This window comes from Rhizobium sp. WCS2018Hpa-16, assembly GCF_031843705.1.
GTDB classification, from domain to species: Bacteria; Pseudomonadota; Alphaproteobacteria; order Rhizobiales; family Rhizobiaceae; genus Agrobacterium; species Agrobacterium tumefaciens_C.
In genome coordinates this window covers 53,170-69,132 of sequence record NZ_JAVTIX010000010.1, presented here as the reverse complement: position 1 = coordinate 69,132, position 15,963 = coordinate 53,170, and the positions used below count along the sequence as shown (strand labels likewise).

General features: G+C 56.3%; 13 protein-coding genes. 9 read left to right on the top strand and 4 right to left on the bottom strand.

All coding sequences use genetic code 11. The annotated features are described in order from the left end of the window. Positions 1-122 precede the first annotated feature (122 nt). Complete coding sequence (locus RQI55_RS21700) at positions 123-1,100, top strand: putative sulfate exporter family transporter (RefSeq protein ID WP_311273098.1); 978 nt, start codon at positions 123-125, stop codon at positions 1,098-1,100. A 42-nt stretch (positions 1,101-1,142) separates the two neighbouring features. On the opposite strand, the gene RQI55_RS21695 is transcribed toward RQI55_RS21700, so the two are convergent. The 3 genes from RQI55_RS21695 to RQI55_RS21685 are packed head-to-tail and all read right to left on the bottom strand — an operon-like array spanning position 1,143 to position 3,717. Further along, positions 1,143-1,670 carry a flavin reductase family protein gene (locus RQI55_RS21695; protein ID WP_311272927.1) on the bottom strand — a complete coding sequence of 176 codons (528 nt, stop codon included), beginning with the start codon at positions 1,668-1,670 and terminating at the stop codon, positions 1,143-1,145. Further along, complete coding sequence (locus tag RQI55_RS21690) at positions 1,670-2,560, bottom strand: aldo/keto reductase (RefSeq protein WP_311272926.1); 891 nt, start codon at positions 2,558-2,560, stop codon at positions 1,670-1,672. Before RQI55_RS21690 ends, RQI55_RS21695 begins: the two co-directional genes overlap by 1 nt. Continuing rightward, complete coding sequence (locus tag RQI55_RS21685) at positions 2,560-3,717, bottom strand: LLM class flavin-dependent oxidoreductase (RefSeq protein WP_311272925.1); 1,158 nt, start codon at positions 3,715-3,717, stop codon at positions 2,560-2,562. Before RQI55_RS21685 ends, RQI55_RS21690 begins: the two co-directional genes overlap by 1 nt. A gap of 101 nt (positions 3,718-3,818) precedes the next feature. Here RQI55_RS21685 and RQI55_RS21680 point away from each other — a divergent pair, with 101 nt between their 5' ends. The 7 genes from RQI55_RS21680 to RQI55_RS21650 all read left to right on the top strand — a co-directional run bounded on the left by RQI55_RS21680 (position 3,819) and on the right by RQI55_RS21650 (position 12,079). After that, positions 3,819-4,523 carry a GntR family transcriptional regulator gene (locus tag RQI55_RS21680; RefSeq protein ID WP_192067299.1) on the top strand — a complete coding sequence of 235 codons (705 nt, stop codon included), beginning with the start codon at positions 3,819-3,821 and terminating at the stop codon, positions 4,521-4,523. A gap of 202 nt (positions 4,524-4,725) precedes the next feature. Beyond that, entirely contained in the window at positions 4,726-5,799 is a 1,074-nt protein-coding gene (locus tag RQI55_RS21675) for a sn-glycerol-3-phosphate ABC transporter ATP-binding protein UgpC (protein ID WP_311272924.1), read from the top strand. Between the two features lie 56 nt (positions 5,800-5,855). Then, a complete protein-coding gene (locus tag RQI55_RS21670; protein WP_311272923.1) occupies positions 5,856-7,091 on the top strand; it encodes an ABC transporter substrate-binding protein in 1,236 nt (411 codons plus the stop codon). Between the two features lie 134 nt (positions 7,092-7,225). Beyond that, a complete protein-coding gene (locus RQI55_RS21665) occupies positions 7,226-8,164 on the top strand; it encodes a carbohydrate ABC transporter permease (RefSeq protein ID WP_409233763.1) in 939 nt (312 codons plus the stop codon). Further along, positions 8,161-9,015, top strand: coding sequence for a carbohydrate ABC transporter permease (locus RQI55_RS21660; protein ID WP_042618746.1), 855 nt, complete (start codon positions 8,161-8,163; stop codon positions 9,013-9,015). Before RQI55_RS21665 ends, RQI55_RS21660 begins: the two co-directional genes overlap by 4 nt. A gap of 43 nt (positions 9,016-9,058) precedes the next feature. Next, entirely contained in the window at positions 9,059-11,050 is a 1,992-nt protein-coding gene (locus tag RQI55_RS21655) for an alpha-glucosidase (RefSeq protein ID WP_311272922.1), read from the top strand. Between the two features lie 192 nt (positions 11,051-11,242). Further along, complete coding sequence (locus RQI55_RS21650) at positions 11,243-12,079, top strand: tail fiber protein (RefSeq protein ID WP_311272921.1); 837 nt, start codon at positions 11,243-11,245, stop codon at positions 12,077-12,079. Positions 12,080-12,139: 60 nt separating this feature from the next. On the opposite strand, the gene RQI55_RS21645 is transcribed toward RQI55_RS21650, so the two are convergent. Further along, complete coding sequence (locus RQI55_RS21645) at positions 12,140-15,724, bottom strand: Ig-like domain repeat protein (RefSeq protein WP_311276930.1); 3,585 nt, start codon at positions 15,722-15,724, stop codon at positions 12,140-12,142. Between RQI55_RS21645 and RQI55_RS21640 the strand changes: the two genes are divergently transcribed. Further along, on the top strand, positions 15,684-15,812 hold the full coding sequence (locus RQI55_RS21640; protein WP_311273760.1) for a hypothetical protein: 129 nt from the start codon (positions 15,684-15,686) through the stop codon (positions 15,810-15,812). The genes RQI55_RS21645 and RQI55_RS21640 overlap by 41 nt on opposite strands. Positions 15,813-15,963: the final 151 nt, after the last annotated feature.

Below are 15,963 nucleotides of genomic sequence, written 5' to 3'. Positions count from 1 at the left end.
TGAAACGTAGAAATTTATTCGATGGAAGTAAACTAAATTAGATGAAATGAACTGTCTCAGTGTAGCAATCGAGACAGGCCATCGTGAATTTTTTCCAGCTCCGTAAGATCATCCCCGGCCTCATGATATGTGTCTTGGTGGCGGGTGCAGCCTACCTTTTGGGGCGCATCCAGCACGCTTTGTTTGGTGCAGGCTTTCTGGAGCCTCTGGTCTTTGCCATCATCATCGGCATCATCATCCGCACAATGCTGTCTGAAAAAGCGTCATGGCGGCCCGGCATCAGTTTCAGCTCCAAGACATTGCTTGAGATAGCCATTGTTCTCCTTGGTGCGTCCATCAGCTTCGCAACCATCAAAAACGCCGGTCTCACTCTGATCGTTTCTGTTGCGGCCATCGTCACCTTGTCGATCTATGTCAGCTTTGCCGTCGCACGCCTGCTCGGCCTCTCGCCCCGGCTTGCAATGCTGATTGCCTGCGGAAATTCCATCTGCGGCAATTCGGCGATTGTGGCCGTGGCTCCGGTTATCGAAGCAAATTCCGATGAGGTTGCCTCCGCTTTGGCTTTCACAGCAGTTCTTGGCGTTGCCTCTGTTCTCCTTCTGCCGCTTCTCTATGTCTATGCGAGCCTTGGTGCTGCCCAATATGGTGCCATTGCTGGCCTGACCGTCTATGCCGTTCCGCAGGTGCTGGCTGCTGCTGCTCCCGCAGGTTTGATTGCGGTTCAGACCGGAACCGTCATCAAGCTTCTGCGGGTTCTCATGCTGGGGCCAGTGATTTTCACGCTTGGCATTTTGAATGGCAGGGCGGCCCGGCGTGAGGGGCGCACGACCTCCCGCAGTCATCTGGTGCCCTGGTTCATCATTGGTTTCATGGCTGTCGTAGTTATCAGGTCTCTCGGTCTCATCCCGCCAAACCTTGTGGATATGCTGCTTGCCATATCGAGCGGATTGACAGTGGTTGCCATGGCTGGCCTTGGCCTGTCTGTCGATATCCGCACGGTGGCCAGTGCTGGCGGGCGCGTCATCCTTGCCTCAACGATTTCACTGCTGCTGCTGATAGCGGTCAGTTATTTCGTCGTGATTGAGGCGCTGCACCCATAGTTCAAAGAAGAAGCCGCCGCCTTCACGGCGTGCGGCCCTGTCTCAGGAAACGGCGGTAAACCGGCCCATGGCTCCGCGTGCAAAGCAAAGCGGCTCTCCGTCGCGGTGGGCCGCGCGCAGGACGCGGCCTAATAGGATGGAATGATCGCCACCATCATAGACCGATGCCTGCTCGCATTCGAAACGGCTGAGCGTACCGGGGATAATGGGAACGCCCTCGGCGTTCGTTTCCCAGGCCAACTCTTCAAAGGCAAGACCACCACGGGTGAAGCGGGTGCACAGTTCGCCCTGATCTGCAGCAAGCACGTGGATTGCGAAATGCATCGCGCCAGCGAAGAGATCATGCCGCGACGATGTCTTTGCTGGAGACCACAGAATTAAGGGCGGGTCGAGCGAAACAGACGAAAAGCTGTTTACCGTCATCCCAATCGGCCCGTCGGGCGTCTGGGCGGTGACGACGGTTATGCCTGTCGGAAAGTTACCAAGCGCAGTGCGGAAGCTGCGCGTATTGTCAGCATCCGGCACGAACCTGTGTTCGTCAGCGGAAAGGGTGCTGTCGAGCGATGTCATCACGGCACCTCATGGCCTTTTGCCAGCGTGTAAAGTTCAAACCACATCTGACGATCCATCACCACTTTGCCAGCCTGTGAAATCGAGGCGATGCGTTGCAGGTTGTTGGTACCCAGCACCGGAAGGATCTTCGCTGGGTGCCGCAGCAGCCATGCAATGGCCACGGCCGCGCTATCGACGCCCTGATCACCGGCAATCTTGGCCATCGCATCGGCCAGTGCGCCGCCTGCGGTCATCAACGCGCCGCCACCCAGCGGTGACCAGGCCATAACGGCAAGGTTGCGTTCCTGAAGATAGGCAAGATCACCATTGGTAAAGGCGGAAGTTTCGCCAAGGCTGAGCTCGATCTGGTTGGTCACCAGTTCGTTTTCCATATGGGTCTGCAACAGGGAGAAATCCCAGTGGCGGAAGTTTGAAACGCCGACACTGCGGACTTTTCCAGACGCCACCAACGCATCGAGAGCGGCGCCTGTTTCGTCAGGATCCATCATTGGATCGGGCCGGTGGATCAGCAGCAGATCGATATGGTCGGTTGCCATGTCGCGCAGGGAGGCGTCGACGGATGCGTTGATATGCTCTGCGCTCGTGTCATAATGTTTGACGCGGGCAGCCGAATGACGGCCTGCCGGAGCGACGATGCCGCATTTGGTTACGATCTCGACCTTGTCGCGCAGCGAGGGTGAAGCCTTGAATGCTTCGCCGAGGATCGCCTCAGCCGTATAGCCGCCATAGATATCGGCCTGATCGATGGTGGTAATGCCCTGCGAAAGGCACGCCTCGATCTTGGCCTGAACGTGGCTCGCAGAGGTATCCGTGTCATCGCCGACACGCCACATGCCGTAAACGATGCGGCTCAGAGACAGGTCGGGTGCGAGTTCGATGCGGTCCATTAGTGGCGTTCTCCAGTTCCAAGGGGTGTTGCAGGTGTTTCTGCCGGTACGCGCCCGTGGACGTGGGGCAATGAGCAGGTTTTGAGCTGCGGCAGGACCTTGCGACCGAAATGATCGGCTTCTTCCAGATGTGGGTAGCCCGAGAAGATGAAAGCACGAATACCCATCTTCTGATAATCTTCAAGTGCGCTCATGACCTGATCTGTTGATCCGACCAGTGCTGCCCCGCAGCCAGAACGCGCGCGTCCTATACCCGTCCAAAGGTTTGGCTCGATATAGCCGAACTTGTCCGCCAGTTCGCGAGCCTTTGCCTGATGGGCAACGCCGAGAGAGATGCTGTCATGGGCGCGGTTGCGAATGAGCTGACCGTATTCATCATCGAGCTTCGAAACGAGATGTTCGGCATATTCCTTCGCTTCTGTTTCCGTGTCGCGAACGATCATGTGAACGCGCAGACCGTAATCGAGCGTTCTGCCATGCGCTTCAGCGCGGGCGTGAACGGCCCGCATGCGCTCAGCCAGTTGGTCCTTCGTCTCGGGCCACATCAGATAGACGTCGCATTGCGCGCCGCAGAGTTCCAGCGCATCGGGCGAGTAGCCGCCGAAATAGAGGAGCGGACCACCGTTTTGCTGATAGGGGCGGGCCGGCTCGGTCGATACACCCTTGAACTGGTAGATTTCACCATCATGGTCGATTGTGTCCCGCGTCCAGGCCTGACGCAGGATTTCCACGACCTCGTGGCTGCGCCTGTATCGGTAGGCGCTGTCTGCCACTTCGCCAGGAAAATCGGAGCTGATGACGTTCAGCGTCAGGCGACCCTTGAGCATGTGATCAAGCGTGGCAACGGTGCGGGCCAACATGATAGGCTGCATTTCGCCACAGCGGATAGCCGCCAGAAAATTGATCTTGTCGGTGATGGGCGCGCAGCCCGCAACGAAGCTCAAAGTATCCTGCCCAACCTGATAGGATGATGGGCACAAAACATTGCGAAATCCGAGATCTTCCGCTTTCCTGACGATGGAGGAGCAATGATCCCAACTGGAGCGCAAAGAACCGTCGGGAACGCCCAGATAGGCGTAGTCATCGGAGCAGAGCGCTGAAAACCAGGACACTTCGGCTGCATCAAGATCTGCAGACGTTACAGGCACAATCGTCATGAAATCCTCCTCACAGGACGTTGCTCAATTAACTAACATCAGGTATTTAGTAAATCAATAATGTATCAATTATTTCTGCCGGATGCCGGGAGTGCTTGAAAATGCGGAGTTCTAAGGGAAGTCTGCCTGTGTATCTCCAGATCGCCGAGACGCTCGTGCGAGACATAACGGCGGGCCGACTGATCGACGGAGAGAAGCTTCCGCCGGAGCGAGATATGGCGCGCACGCTGGGAATTGCGGTCGGAACGCTGCGAAAGACGCTTGCTGAACTTCATAATCGCGGCCTGCTTGAGCGTATTCAGGGCTCGGGCAATTATATCAGGGCAGTCACCGATCCCAAGAGCGTCTATGCCATGTTCCGGCTGGAGCTGATCACTGGCGGTGGCTTTCCAACGGCCGAAATCCTGAGCGTCAGTCGCGAACTCAAGCCGAAAGAATTGCCGCCTTTCGGAACTTCCAGCGAGGCGCACCGGATTCGCCGGCTCAGACGCATCGCAGGTCAGGCGGCTGCCATCGAGGAGATATGGCTCGATGGCTCCTTTATCGACACCGTCGCTGCCGACGACCTGTCTGAGTCTCTTTATCTCTACTACCGCACGCGCTTGGGATTGTGGATTGCGAAAGCCGAAGATCACATCGATCTTGGCTTTGTGCCCGACTGGTCGCCCGATCCCTTCGGCCCGAAATCCGGCGCGCCGGTTCCGCATGTTCTCAGGGTCAGTTCATCTCATGAGGGGGTGACGGCGGAGGTCTCGCACACATGGTATGACCCCTCTGTCGCGCGCTATGTCAATCGGCTGAGATAGGTTTCGAAATTTCTTATGAAAGAAAACGGAAATCAATTTGCCTCATTCGGGGATTTAAATTAGTCGAAAATTATCGTGGGAAATCAAAGCTTAAATTTTAATTTCAAATGAAATAAATTAAATTGATACACTATTGATTTCCGTCAATCCTGACGTATGCTTCTTCGCAAGAGGAGGCCCGGCGAGGGTTGGGTGATTAGGAATGGCATCAGTTACGCTTACCAAGCTCGAGAAGAGTTATGGCGCATTGCGCATCGTCAAAGGTATTGATCTCAATATCAATGACGGGGAGTTCGTTGTTTTTGTTGGGCCTTCCGGCTGTGGTAAATCCACGACCTTGCGCATGGTCGCAGGTCTGGAAACGATCACCGGCGGCGAGGTGAAGATCGGTGATCGCGTCGTGAACCGTCTGGCTCCACGTGAGCGCGACATTGCGATGGTTTTCCAGGATTATGCGCTTTATCCGCATAAGACGGTGCGCGAAAATATGGGTTTCAGCCTCAAGGTGCGCGGCATTGCAGCTGGTGAGGCCGCGATGCGGGTCAATGAAGCCGCTGACATGCTCGGTATTTCCCATTTGCTGGATCGGCGTCCCGGCCAGTTGTCTGGCGGCCAGCGCCAGCGTGTGGCCATGGGCCGCGCCATCGTGCGTCGTCCGCAGGTGTTTTTGTTCGACGAGCCGCTATCCAACCTCGATGCCAAACTGCGTGGCCAAGTGCGCACCGAAATCAAGAAGCTTCATCAGCAGCTTGGAACGACAATCATCTATGTGACGCATGATCAGGTTGAGGCGATGACGCTGGCGGATCGTATCGTGATCCTGAAGGGCGGGGAGATCGAGCAGGTTGGAACACCGGATGAGGTGTACAATCACCCCGCTAGCGTGTTCGTCGGCGGTTTCGTCGGTTCGCCTGCCATGAATTTCGCCAAAGCCCGCGTGGATGGTGGCAATCTGGTGTTTGTGAATGGTGACCGCATTCCGGTTTCCGCGCTGCGGACCTCAGGTCACGCCGGCGCTGCCGAGGGACGAAATGTCATTGTTGGCATTCGCCCCGAACATTTCCGGGTGGACGCATCGGATATATCGCTGACCTGTCAGGTTCAGGTCGTGGAACCTCTCGGTTCCGATACGCTGGTCCATTTTGCCGTAGGCGAGGAAACCCTGACGGCGCGTATGCCGCCGGAAACGCAAATCCGCGCTGGAGACACGCTGAAAATCGGGGTCGATCCCGCAAAAATTCATCTTTTCGACGCGCAAACTGAACGCGCAGTCTAATCTTGAATACCATGCGGGGAGGACCGCATGATCAAAACATCAAACGGGAGGGTAGAATGACTTTGACAAAACTGACCGGCGCCTTGTTCTGCGGTACGATGCTGGCTTTCGCCATGCCAGCTGCGGCTGAGACGACATTGAGCGTCTATATATCGAGCCAGCACCAGCCACAGGTATGGCGTCAGGCGCTCGACAAATATGAAGCCTCCAATCCTGATGTGAAGGTCAAGATTGAAACCGGTGGCAATACATCGGAAGCGCAGGCGCAATATCTGAATACGGTCATGTCCGCGAAGGATACGTCGCTGGACGTGCTGATCCTTGACGTTGTCCGTCCTGCCCAATTTGCAGCGGCTGGCTGGACAAGCGATTTTGCCAAGAAGGACATGTCGTCATATCTGCCCGCCTATGCAGGTGCCAACACGGTGGATGGAAAAGTCATTGCGCTGCCAGCCTTCGCTGACTCGCAGTTTCTTTATTATCGCAAGGATCTGCTGGATAAATACGGCATTCAGCCGCCTAAGACTTGGGACGAGTTGAAGGCTGCGACCAAGAAAATCTCCGAGGGTGAGGGCAATGCCAATCTTCAGGGACTTTCTTTCCAGGGCAAAGCCATCGAAGGCGCGGTCTGCACCTTCCTTCTGCCCTACTGGAGCCAGGGCAAGAACCTCACAGAGAACGGTCGCCTGACCTTTGACCGGGACGCTGCGATCAAGTCGCTGAGCCTCTGGAAGAGTTTTGTCGATGAAGGCGTGTCAAAGAAGAACATTGCCGAGGTCGGCACGGATGATACCCGCAAGGAATTCCAGGCAGGCAACGCTATCTTCGCGGTCAACTGGTCCTATGCCTGGGCGCAGGCTCAGGGCAAAGAATCCGCTGTCGTCGGCAAGGTCGGCGTTGCGCGTCTGCCAGCGGTTACCGGTGGCGAGCAGGCAACATGCCTTGGTGGCTGGGAATGGGGCGTTTCCGCCTATTCCAAGAACCAGGATGAAGCCAAGAAGCTAGTGGAATATCTTTCATCTCAGGATGTTTCCAAGTTCATGGCCATCAATGGCTCGCTGCTGCCAACCTATGCCGATCTCTACAAGGACGCGGATGTTCTGAAAAGCGCACCATGGTTTGGAGATGCCCTTCAGGTGGTCGAAACCGCCAAGCCACGCCCTGTGACCCCACGTTATAACGAGGTCAGCGAAGTCATTCGCACGACCGTCAACTCGGTTCTGGCTGGCGTATCGACACCAGAGCAGGGTGCGGACCAGATTGAAGCACGCCTGAAGCGGATTCTGCGATAAAACGCCGCTCGAATTTGAACGTCTCTGCTTCCCATTTGGAGGCGGAGACGTTTTCCTAAAAATGGTGCGACCGCCAATGGCGCCGCCCTACTTAGCCAGCAGACCTTTGAATGTCTCGGAACAAAGCCATGGCAATGACATCATCAACCAAAACGGCAGATCATGGCACCGCGCCACCGCCCGGCTGGACGCGGTTGCTCGACCTCAGCGATCGCTCTCTTGCCGTCTTGCTTCTGGCACCGGCTGCACTGCTGTTGGCGCTGATCATTGTCTATCCGGTGTGTCGTCTGATCTATACGAGCTTTTTCAGCCTGTCCCTGACGTCAGGCCTGCCAGCCGTCTTCGTGGGCTTTGAGAACTACGAATTGATGATTGAAGATCCGGTGTTTTGGGAAACAACCTGGAACACCGTTCTCATCACGCTCATCACCGTGCCGGGCGCTCTTCTGGTTGGGCTTGGTCTGGCGCTTATGGCCAACCTTCCTTTTGCGATGCAGTGGCCGGTGCGCCTGTCCCTGCTGATACCCTGGGCGCTGCCGCTTTCCTTTGCGGGCCTGATCTTCGCCTGGTTCTTCCATTCCGAATATGGTGTCGTCAACGATGTGCTCAACAGGCTCGGCTTTGAGGGCATCATCTGGTTCAACTCGCCCAATTGGGCTTTCGCGGCCATTTGCCTGACCATCATCTGGAAGACATCATCCTTCATGGCGCTGATTATTCTGGCGGGTCTGCAAACCATTCCGCGTTCGCTTTACGAAGCTGCCGATGTGGACGGTGCGGGCCGGTTGCGGCAGTTCTTCGAGATTACCCTGCCGCTGCTGAAGCCTTCAATCGTCGTGGCCCTCATCTTCCGCACCATCACCGCCCTGCAGACCTTCGATATTCCCTACATGATGACGGGCGGCGGGCCAGGCACATCGACCGCAACGCTTGCCATGTATATCCACCAGAACACCGTATCGTTTCTTGATCTGGGTTACGGCTCGGCCCTGGCCGTCGTTATGTTCGCGCTGTCCATGTGCGTGACGGCCGTTTATCTGCGTATGATCCGGACCAAGGAGTCGTCCTCATGAGTGCCACAACTCCATCAGGTCCAATGTCGTTTCTGTCTGGAAAACCGCTGCGCTTTATCGCCGCTGGCATATTGTTGATCAACGGCCTGTTTCCGGCACTATGGATTCTCTTCACATCCTTGAAGACGGAAGCGGAGCTGACGGCAAAGCCGATTACCTGGATACCGCACGCCCCCACGCTGCAAAATTACATGCAGGCATTTTCGGACCAGCCGCTGCATATTTTCCTGTTCAACAGCTTCATGGTGGCGCTGCTATCGACAGCGCTGACCCTGCTCGTTTCCGTTCTGGCGGCCTATGCGCTGGCGCGGCTGAACCTCGCCTATCGCGGTTTGATCCTGTCGTTGATCATTGCCGTTTCCACCTTTCCGCTCGTGACGCTTCTGGTTCCGCTTTTTGAAATCATGCGTGCGCTCAACCTTCTTAACAGCTGGACCGCTCTGGTTTTGCCATACACGGTGCTGAGCCTCCCGGTCTGCACGTTGATGCTGGTCTCATTCTTTGAAGGCATTCCGCGCGATCTTGAAAATGCCGCCATGATTGACGGATGCACGCGGATGGGGGCTTTGTTCAAAGTGGTGGTCCCGCTTTGCGCGCCTGGCGTCTTCACCGCTGGCATTCTTGCTTTTGTCAACGCCTGGGATGAGTTTTTGCTGGCCCTGTCGTTCAACTCCAACCCATCCCTGCGCACATTGCCGGTGGGCATCCAGCTTTATCAGGGCGAATTTGCTTTTCCCTGGCCCGTCATTTCCGCTGCCCTCGTTGTCGGCATCGTGCCGGTCGCCATTCTCATCGTCATTTTCCAGGAGCGTGTCGTTTCAGGTCTGACGGCAGGTGGCATCAAGGGTTGAGCGCGCCAGAAACGCGGGATCGAAAGATTTTCAAGGTATCACGATGAAACTCGAACAGACACAAACTGGCTTCACGCTCTCGCTGAACGGGCGGGTCATTCTGGAGCACAGTGATGCATCGCCAGCCATCTTTGTCGGCTACGGCCAAGAGCGCATGGACATGTATCGCGGCAATTTCGAGATCGAAGACTATGTGATTGAGCGCCGCCCGCTCTCTCACGCTCAGATCGATGGTGACAGGATTTCGCTCTCCGACGTAGCAGGACAGCCGCCGCGTCTCATTCTGACCGTTGCCGAAGATACTATAAAGCTCGACGCGACTGATCCTAAGCTCAATCGCCTCTGGGTCCGCATCAAAGCCGATGACGACGAGCATGTCTGGGGCGGTGGCGAGCAGATGTCTTATTTCGACATGCGCGGCCGCCGTTTTCCGCTATGGACCTCGGAACCCGGCGTGGGGCGCGACCCGACAAGCGAAATCACATTCAAGGCCAACGTCAAAGACAAAGCAGGCGGCGATTACTACAACACCAACTATCCGCAACCGACCTATGTCTCGTCGGCGCTGTACGCGCTACATGTTGAGACAACAGCCTATTCCGTGTTCGATTTTCGACAGAAAGCTTTCCACGAGATCGAGGTGTGGGCCATTCCCGAAAGGCTTGAGCTTTTCACCGCCCCAACATTCGTGGAACTGGTCGAGGCGCTCTCATCGCGCTTCGGTCGCCAGCCTCCGCTGCCGGACTGGGTTTACAATGGTGCGATCATCGGCCTCAAAGACGGCGCAAATTCCTTCACCCGGCTTGAGACAATTCGCAGTGCAGGGGTAGAGGTGTCCGCCCTATGGTGTGAAGACTGGGTCGGCCTGCGGCAGACCACCTTTGGCGCCAGATTGTTCTGGGACTGGCAGGCGAACGAGGCCAGATATCCGGGCCTCAAAGACAAGATCGCTGAATTGAGCGAAGGCGGCATCCGCTTTCTAGGCTACGTCAATCCCTATCTCTGCGTCGATGGTCCGCTCTTCAAGATCGCTGATGAGGCCGGTTACTTCGCCACTGACAGTGCGGGACAGACCGCACTGGTTGATTTTGGCGAATTTGATTGCGGCGTGGTTGATTTTACCAATGAGGCGGCAGCTGAGTGGTTTGCTGAAGAGATCATTGGCAAGAACATGCTGGACTACGGCCTATCTGGCTGGATGGCGGATTTTGGCGAGTATCTACCAATCGATATCACACTATCGAATGGCATCGACGCCAAGCTGATGCACAACGCCTGGCCGACATTGTGGGCCGAGGTGAATGCTAAGGCAGTTGCCTCGCGCGGCAGGACGGGTGATGCCCTGTTCTTCATGCGGGCAGGGTTCACGGGCGTTCAGCAATATTGCCCGCTTCTATGGGGCGGCGACCAGTCAGTGGACTTTTCCCGGCACGATGGCCTCGTCACGGTCATATGCGGCGCGCTTTCTTCAGGCCTTCTCGGCAATGCCTATCACCACTCGGATATCGGCGGTTACACCAGCCTGTTCGGAAATGTGCGAACGCCAGAGCTTATGATGCGCTGGGCCGAAATGGCGGCGTTCACGTCCGTCATGCGTACACACGAGGGAAACCGCCCGCGTGAGAATATTCAGATCGATCAGGACGCGGACGTCCTGTCGCATTTTGCCCGCATGACCCGCGTTTATCAACATCTGGCCCCCTATCTGAAGTCTTTGTCCGAGGAAGCAGTTGCGCGTGGTCTACCCGTCCAGCGGCCTCTCTTCCTGCACTATCAGAATGATCGGCGGACCTATACGATCCAGGACGCGTATCTCTACGGCGCCGACATGCTTGTCGCTCCGGTTTGGGAGGCCTCTAAAGACACTCGCTCCGTTTACTTGCCGCAGGGTGACCGTTGGGTGCATGCTTGGACCGGTGAATGCTTTGAGGGTGGCGCAGAGGTGCAGATCGCAGCACCGCTGGGAAAGCCGCCGGTATTTTACCGAGAGGGTTGTAATGACGAGGCACTCTTTGCGGGTCTTCGCGACATCTGAGCTCGCCGTTGCGACCGTTCCAGTCAAAACCCGTAGTAGGTCGCGATCTTGGCTTACACTATAAAATATTATAATTCATGTTGTGTATCCTTTAGGTTGTAGTGGTTTATTGAGGCAGTGCGCCGGAAGCGCGTAGTGACCGAAAGTAAGCAACTTGCAACATTGCATGCCTCGCATGCAGAGGGGGTACAAATGACATTATTGAAAACGTCGATTCATAGCGTCGTCAGCGGATTGGCGAGCCTGGGAATGATAAGCGGTTGGGGTGCCGCCCTTGGAGTTGCGGCGATCGCGACCGCAACGCCAGCCGCGGCTTGCAACTCTGAACCCTATATCGGGTCCATATGTACCTTTGCATTTGACTGGTGCCCACGAGGATACATGCAGGCTGATGGTCGACAGTTGGCCGTCAGGGAATATACGGCTCTGTTCGGTACGATTGGCTTCACGTATGGCGGAGATAACACGAACAATTTCCGTCTTCCGGATCTACTAGGTCGCACGGTCATCGCCAAGGGAAAGGGAGAAGGTCTTGACCTTATCAATCTTGCGCAAAAGGTTGGGAAACAATCCATCGTCTTGAGTGATAGTCAAGTTCCGCTGAAGGCCCACACGCATACGGCAACGTTTATAGGGAGTGGAGCAGGTTCAAAGCCGGTTACTGTTCCCGCGAGTGCCGGTTCTCTTGGTGTAACCTCAAAGCTAGAGGCCCTGCAAGTAGCCGGTGTCGCCCAACCCCAGACAGGAAAATTTCTCGGAATGGGTGGAAGTGGCACTCAGCAAGCACCGATCTATGCAACGTCCACTACAACAACCACGGCCGTTGAGCTGGGAGGGTTGGAGGTCAAAGTGACCGGTACCGCAGGGCACGGCGCATTTCAATTCGACGTTCCGACAGGGATTACTGGCGGAACTGTTAGTGTGGCTCCTGCCGTGGCTCTTGCAACCGCGGGCGTATCCACCCAGTCACCAGGTTTGGGCATGACGGTTTGCATCGCCGTCGAAGGTCTATATCCCTCAAGACCCTGATCGCCAGAACAACGGAATGAGGAAGGGACAATAATAGGCTACTGTCCCTTTCATCGCCGCTTAGAACTTCCCGCTGATCCCTGCTTTCACACCGAGTGATTTTTCATCATCTGCCGAAAAATTGAAGAGTAAGCCAGCGTCGAGACTCCAGTTGTCCGCCGTATCGAGCGACAGGCCTGCCGAAAGTTGGCCGAAGGCTCTGTTGCTATCCCGATCAGTGACGCCGCCCGTAAAGCCGATTTTGGGTGTCAGGATCCTGTCTTTTTCCAGGGTGAACTGACGGGCCAGTTCTGCGCTCAGGCTAACCCGCAGCTGATCCTGGGTGAAGCCTTCGATCGTCAGGACATCACCATCACTGTTTGTCACTGAGTAATCCTCAGCGGTTTCGGAGAAGTACAGAGCGCGCAACTTGGGGGTTAATGTTGTGACGTCGTCGATATTCCATTGACCGCTAATCGACGTGTCGAACATCCAGCGCGTGGTATCGAAACTTCCGTCCCAGAACTGAGTATCAATACTGTTCGCTGATCCGCCATAAAGCAGGCTTGTATCCCAGAATATGCCCTTGCCAATCTCCAACGAGGCGTTGGGGCCAGCGAACCAGCCATTTCCGGTCAATGTGGCATCCTCTTTGGTCGGGTCGGTCATGTGGTCGTAATGGAAGGACAGGCCAATGAGGACCTTTGGGAAGAGCAAATAATCGGCACCTGCAGACACCATGGCGAAGTTGCCCCACTTGTCGCCATTGTCCTTCCGGTTATGAGCGAGGAAAGTGCCATCGATCCACACGTTAAATGGCAATTGTTCATCGGACACTCTGCCATCGCTGTTGTCCCGGGCAGCTTCCATCTGGGCAAGGCTTGTGGAGAAACCAAGCGTGATGCCCTGCGCCGATGGCGTCATGCGTGTTGTAACGGGAGCCGTGGCTCGTGCCATCTGGCGGCGTTCGAGCAGACCCGGAACCTTGATCGTTGATGATATGAGGTTTTGACGTGTCTGGACGAAGCCATACACGAGCGTGTCGATCTCGTACGCAACGTCGGCTGGATCATAAGCGATATTGTAGGTTATCGTACCTGTATTGGAGACGCCCAGCGTGCTGGTAAGGCGAAAACCGACACTGACCCTGCCCGAGAAGGCCGGATTCGGGGTGAATTTCATATACCATCCCGTCGGAGTCGAGCCACCTGCCTGTGCGAACTCTCCGTTCACAATGGCGAAGGTTCCCGCATTGCTTTGAGTGTTGGAAATGATTTCAGCAGAATCGAACGGACCACCGGTTGCGCCAGCTGCAAGGTTCACGTTGTTTGGCGCAGAGCCAGCCGACACGGTGACCGTCTTGTCATCGACGGTGACGGCGCGCGCGGCGACATGCAGTGTATAGCTAGCCGTTGCGGTGGCGCCGGTGTTGTCTCTAGCCTCGATCGTGAAGCTGTAATCACCCTCGGTATTGGCATCTAGCGAACCAGCCAATTCGCCAGTTGAAACATTGAGGACCAAGCCTGCGGGCAGGGCCGGGCTGCCTGTCGGGATTCCGTACGTCGTTGCTCCTACTCCACCCGTTGCCGAAATCGGCTGGCTGTATTCTTCGCCCGCCATGGCTTCTGGCAGAGGTCCGCCAGCGGGGGAAAATACGAAGTTGGTCGCAGGGCTAACCGTGATTCCGTAGTTCGCGGAACCGCTGTTTGGCGGAGCAGCATTGTCGCTTGCTTCTATCGTGAAGCTATAGTTTCCTGCCGTGGTCGGCGTTCCGGAGATTTCGCCGCTTGCGGTGTTCAGCGTCAAGCCGGAAGGCAGCGCACCCGTTTTGACGCTGTAGCTTATCGGCGCTGTGATGCTGGATGCATTCGCAGTCACCGTCTGGTCATAACGGGAGCCTACCCTTGCTGACGAAAGCGCACCCCCAGCGGGACTGAAAGTAAAAGTCGGTGCCGCAACGGCAACGGTGATCGCTGGCGATGTTGCTGCGGCATTGTTGGCGTCGCCACCATATTCGGCGGTGATGGAATGCGAGCCGACACTGAGCGCGTCGGTTGAATAGGTGGCCGTGGTACCGGATACCGTGCCTGGGCCGAGTGTCGTCGTACCATCCATGAAGGTCACGGTTCCCGAGGGCGATGAGCCATTGGAGAGTGTTGCGGTGAAGGTGACTGAAGCACCGAGCGCCGGATTGGCGTCGGAGGCGACTACTGCGACGGTGGGTGTCGATTGACCAACAACGGTGACGGTGATCGCTGGCGATGTTGCTGCGGCATTGTTGGCGTCGCCACCATATTCGGCGGTGATGGAATGCGAGCCGACACTGAGCGCGTCGGTGGAATAGGTCACTGTAGTACCGGAGGCTGTGACGGTGTCCAGTGTCGTTGTGCCATCCTTGAAGGTCACGGTTCCGGAGGGCGATGAGCTATTGGAGAGAGTGGCGGTGAAGGTGACGGATTCACCGAACGCGGGGGAGGCGTTGGAAGCGGAAACGCTGATGGTGGGGGTCGCTTGACCAACAACGGTGACGGTGATCGCTGGCGATGTTGCTGCGGCATTGTTGGCGTCGCCACCATATTCGGCGGTGATGGAATGCGAGCCGACACTGAGCGCGTCGGTGGAATAGGTCACTATAGTACCGGAGGCTGTGACGGTGTCCAGTGTCGTTGTGCCATCCTTGAAGGTCACGGTTCCCGAGGGCGATGAGCCATTGGAGAGAGTGGCGGTGAAGGTGACGGATTCACCGAACGCGGGGGAGGCGTTGGAAGCGGAAACGCTGATGGTGGGGGTCGCTTGACCAACAACGGTGACGGTGATCGCTGGCGATGTCGCTGCGGCATTGTTGGCGTCGCCGCCATATTCGGCGGTGATGGAATGCGAGCCGGCGGTAAGGGATGTGGTGGTATAGGTGGCTGTTGTGCCGGAGATGGAGATGGAGATGGTGCCGGTGCCGATTGTGTTCGTGCCATCCTTGAACGTCACGTTGCCGGACGGCGAGAATACGTTCGAGAGTGTCGCGGTGAAGGTGACGGATTCACCCAGCGCAGGGGAAGGGTTGGGGGCGGAAACGGTGAGGTTTGGAGTGCTTTTGGTGTAAGTGAAGCCATTGCTCAGCGTTCCGTTACCTGCCGGTGTGGTAACGACAACGTCAACGGCTCCTACACCATTTGCTGGTGTCTTGGCCGTAATCTCAGTAGCGGATTCCACGTCAACATTTGTCGCCAGCTCCCCGCCGATTGTGACGCTGGTTGCGCCCGTGAAGTCCGTACCGGTAATAGTGACAGATGTTCCACCCGCCGTTTTTCCCGTTGATGGGGAAATGTTTGTGACTGTCGGGGGGGCTGCTGCGCGCGTCACGGTGAGGGAATAGGTTTGTTTAGTCACACCATCGGCAGCGGTGACCTCTATCTCAATGTTGTTGGGGCCCGGATTGAGCGCGACTGGGAAGCCCTGCGCGGATGTGGCCGAAACGCCGTTGATCTTGATCGATCCGCCATTGCTGGTCGGCGTCACCGTCAGCGAAGTCACGCCATTGATCACTGAAGCTGTGTAGGTGGTTGTTCCGGAACCAAAGTTCGGTGAAAGTGTTCCGGAATTTATTATCAGGCTTGAAAGAGTTGCATCGGTGGACGCCGAACCGCTTGAAGCACGGCATGTCAGCGTCATCGAGGCCGATCCCTGCGATGTCACGCCAGTACCCGTCAGCGTCGATCCCATGACGTTGAAGGTGTATTGGTCCGTGACATCGATTTGAATTATTACCGTCTCGTCAACTTCTGCAATTGGCCCGGGTCTGTATTCACCGTATCCGCCATTATTACTATACCATAACGCACTGGCAGACGCGCGGTTTTCCGGAGTGTTTGCAACCATTTCACTGGAGTGGGAATTTTTTGTTGTTATTG

Excerpts from the sequence above, each read along its gene's own strand:
- RQI55_RS21700 (WP_311273098.1), top strand. The coding sequence starts at position 123 with ATGATATGTGTCTTGGTGGCGGGTGCAGCCTACCTTTTGGGGCGCATC.
- RQI55_RS21695 (WP_311272927.1), bottom strand. The coding sequence starts at position 1,670 with ATGACATCGCTCGACAGCACCCTTTCCGCTGACGAACACAGGTTCGTG.
- RQI55_RS21690 (WP_311272926.1), bottom strand. The coding sequence starts at position 2,560 with ATGGACCGCATCGAACTCGCACCCGACCTGTCTCTGAGCCGCATCGTT.
- RQI55_RS21685 (WP_311272925.1), bottom strand. The coding sequence starts at position 3,717 with ATGACGATTGTGCCTGTAACGTCTGCAGATCTTGATGCAGCCGAAGTG.
- RQI55_RS21680 (WP_192067299.1), top strand. The coding sequence starts at position 3,819 with ATGCGGAGTTCTAAGGGAAGTCTGCCTGTGTATCTCCAGATCGCCGAG.
- RQI55_RS21675 (WP_311272924.1), top strand. The coding sequence starts at position 4,726 with ATGGCATCAGTTACGCTTACCAAGCTCGAGAAGAGTTATGGCGCATTG.
- RQI55_RS21670 (WP_311272923.1), top strand. The coding sequence starts at position 5,856 with ATGACTTTGACAAAACTGACCGGCGCCTTGTTCTGCGGTACGATGCTG.
- RQI55_RS21665 (WP_409233763.1), top strand. The coding sequence starts at position 7,226 with ATGACATCATCAACCAAAACGGCAGATCATGGCACCGCGCCACCGCCC.
- RQI55_RS21660 (WP_042618746.1), top strand. The coding sequence starts at position 8,161 with ATGAGTGCCACAACTCCATCAGGTCCAATGTCGTTTCTGTCTGGAAAA.
- RQI55_RS21655 (WP_311272922.1), top strand. The coding sequence starts at position 9,059 with ATGAAACTCGAACAGACACAAACTGGCTTCACGCTCTCGCTGAACGGG.
- RQI55_RS21650 (WP_311272921.1), top strand. The coding sequence starts at position 11,243 with ATGACATTATTGAAAACGTCGATTCATAGCGTCGTCAGCGGATTGGCG.
- RQI55_RS21645 (WP_311276930.1), bottom strand. The coding sequence starts at position 15,724 with ATGACGCTGACATGCCGTGCTTCAAGCGGTTCGGCGTCCACCGATGCA.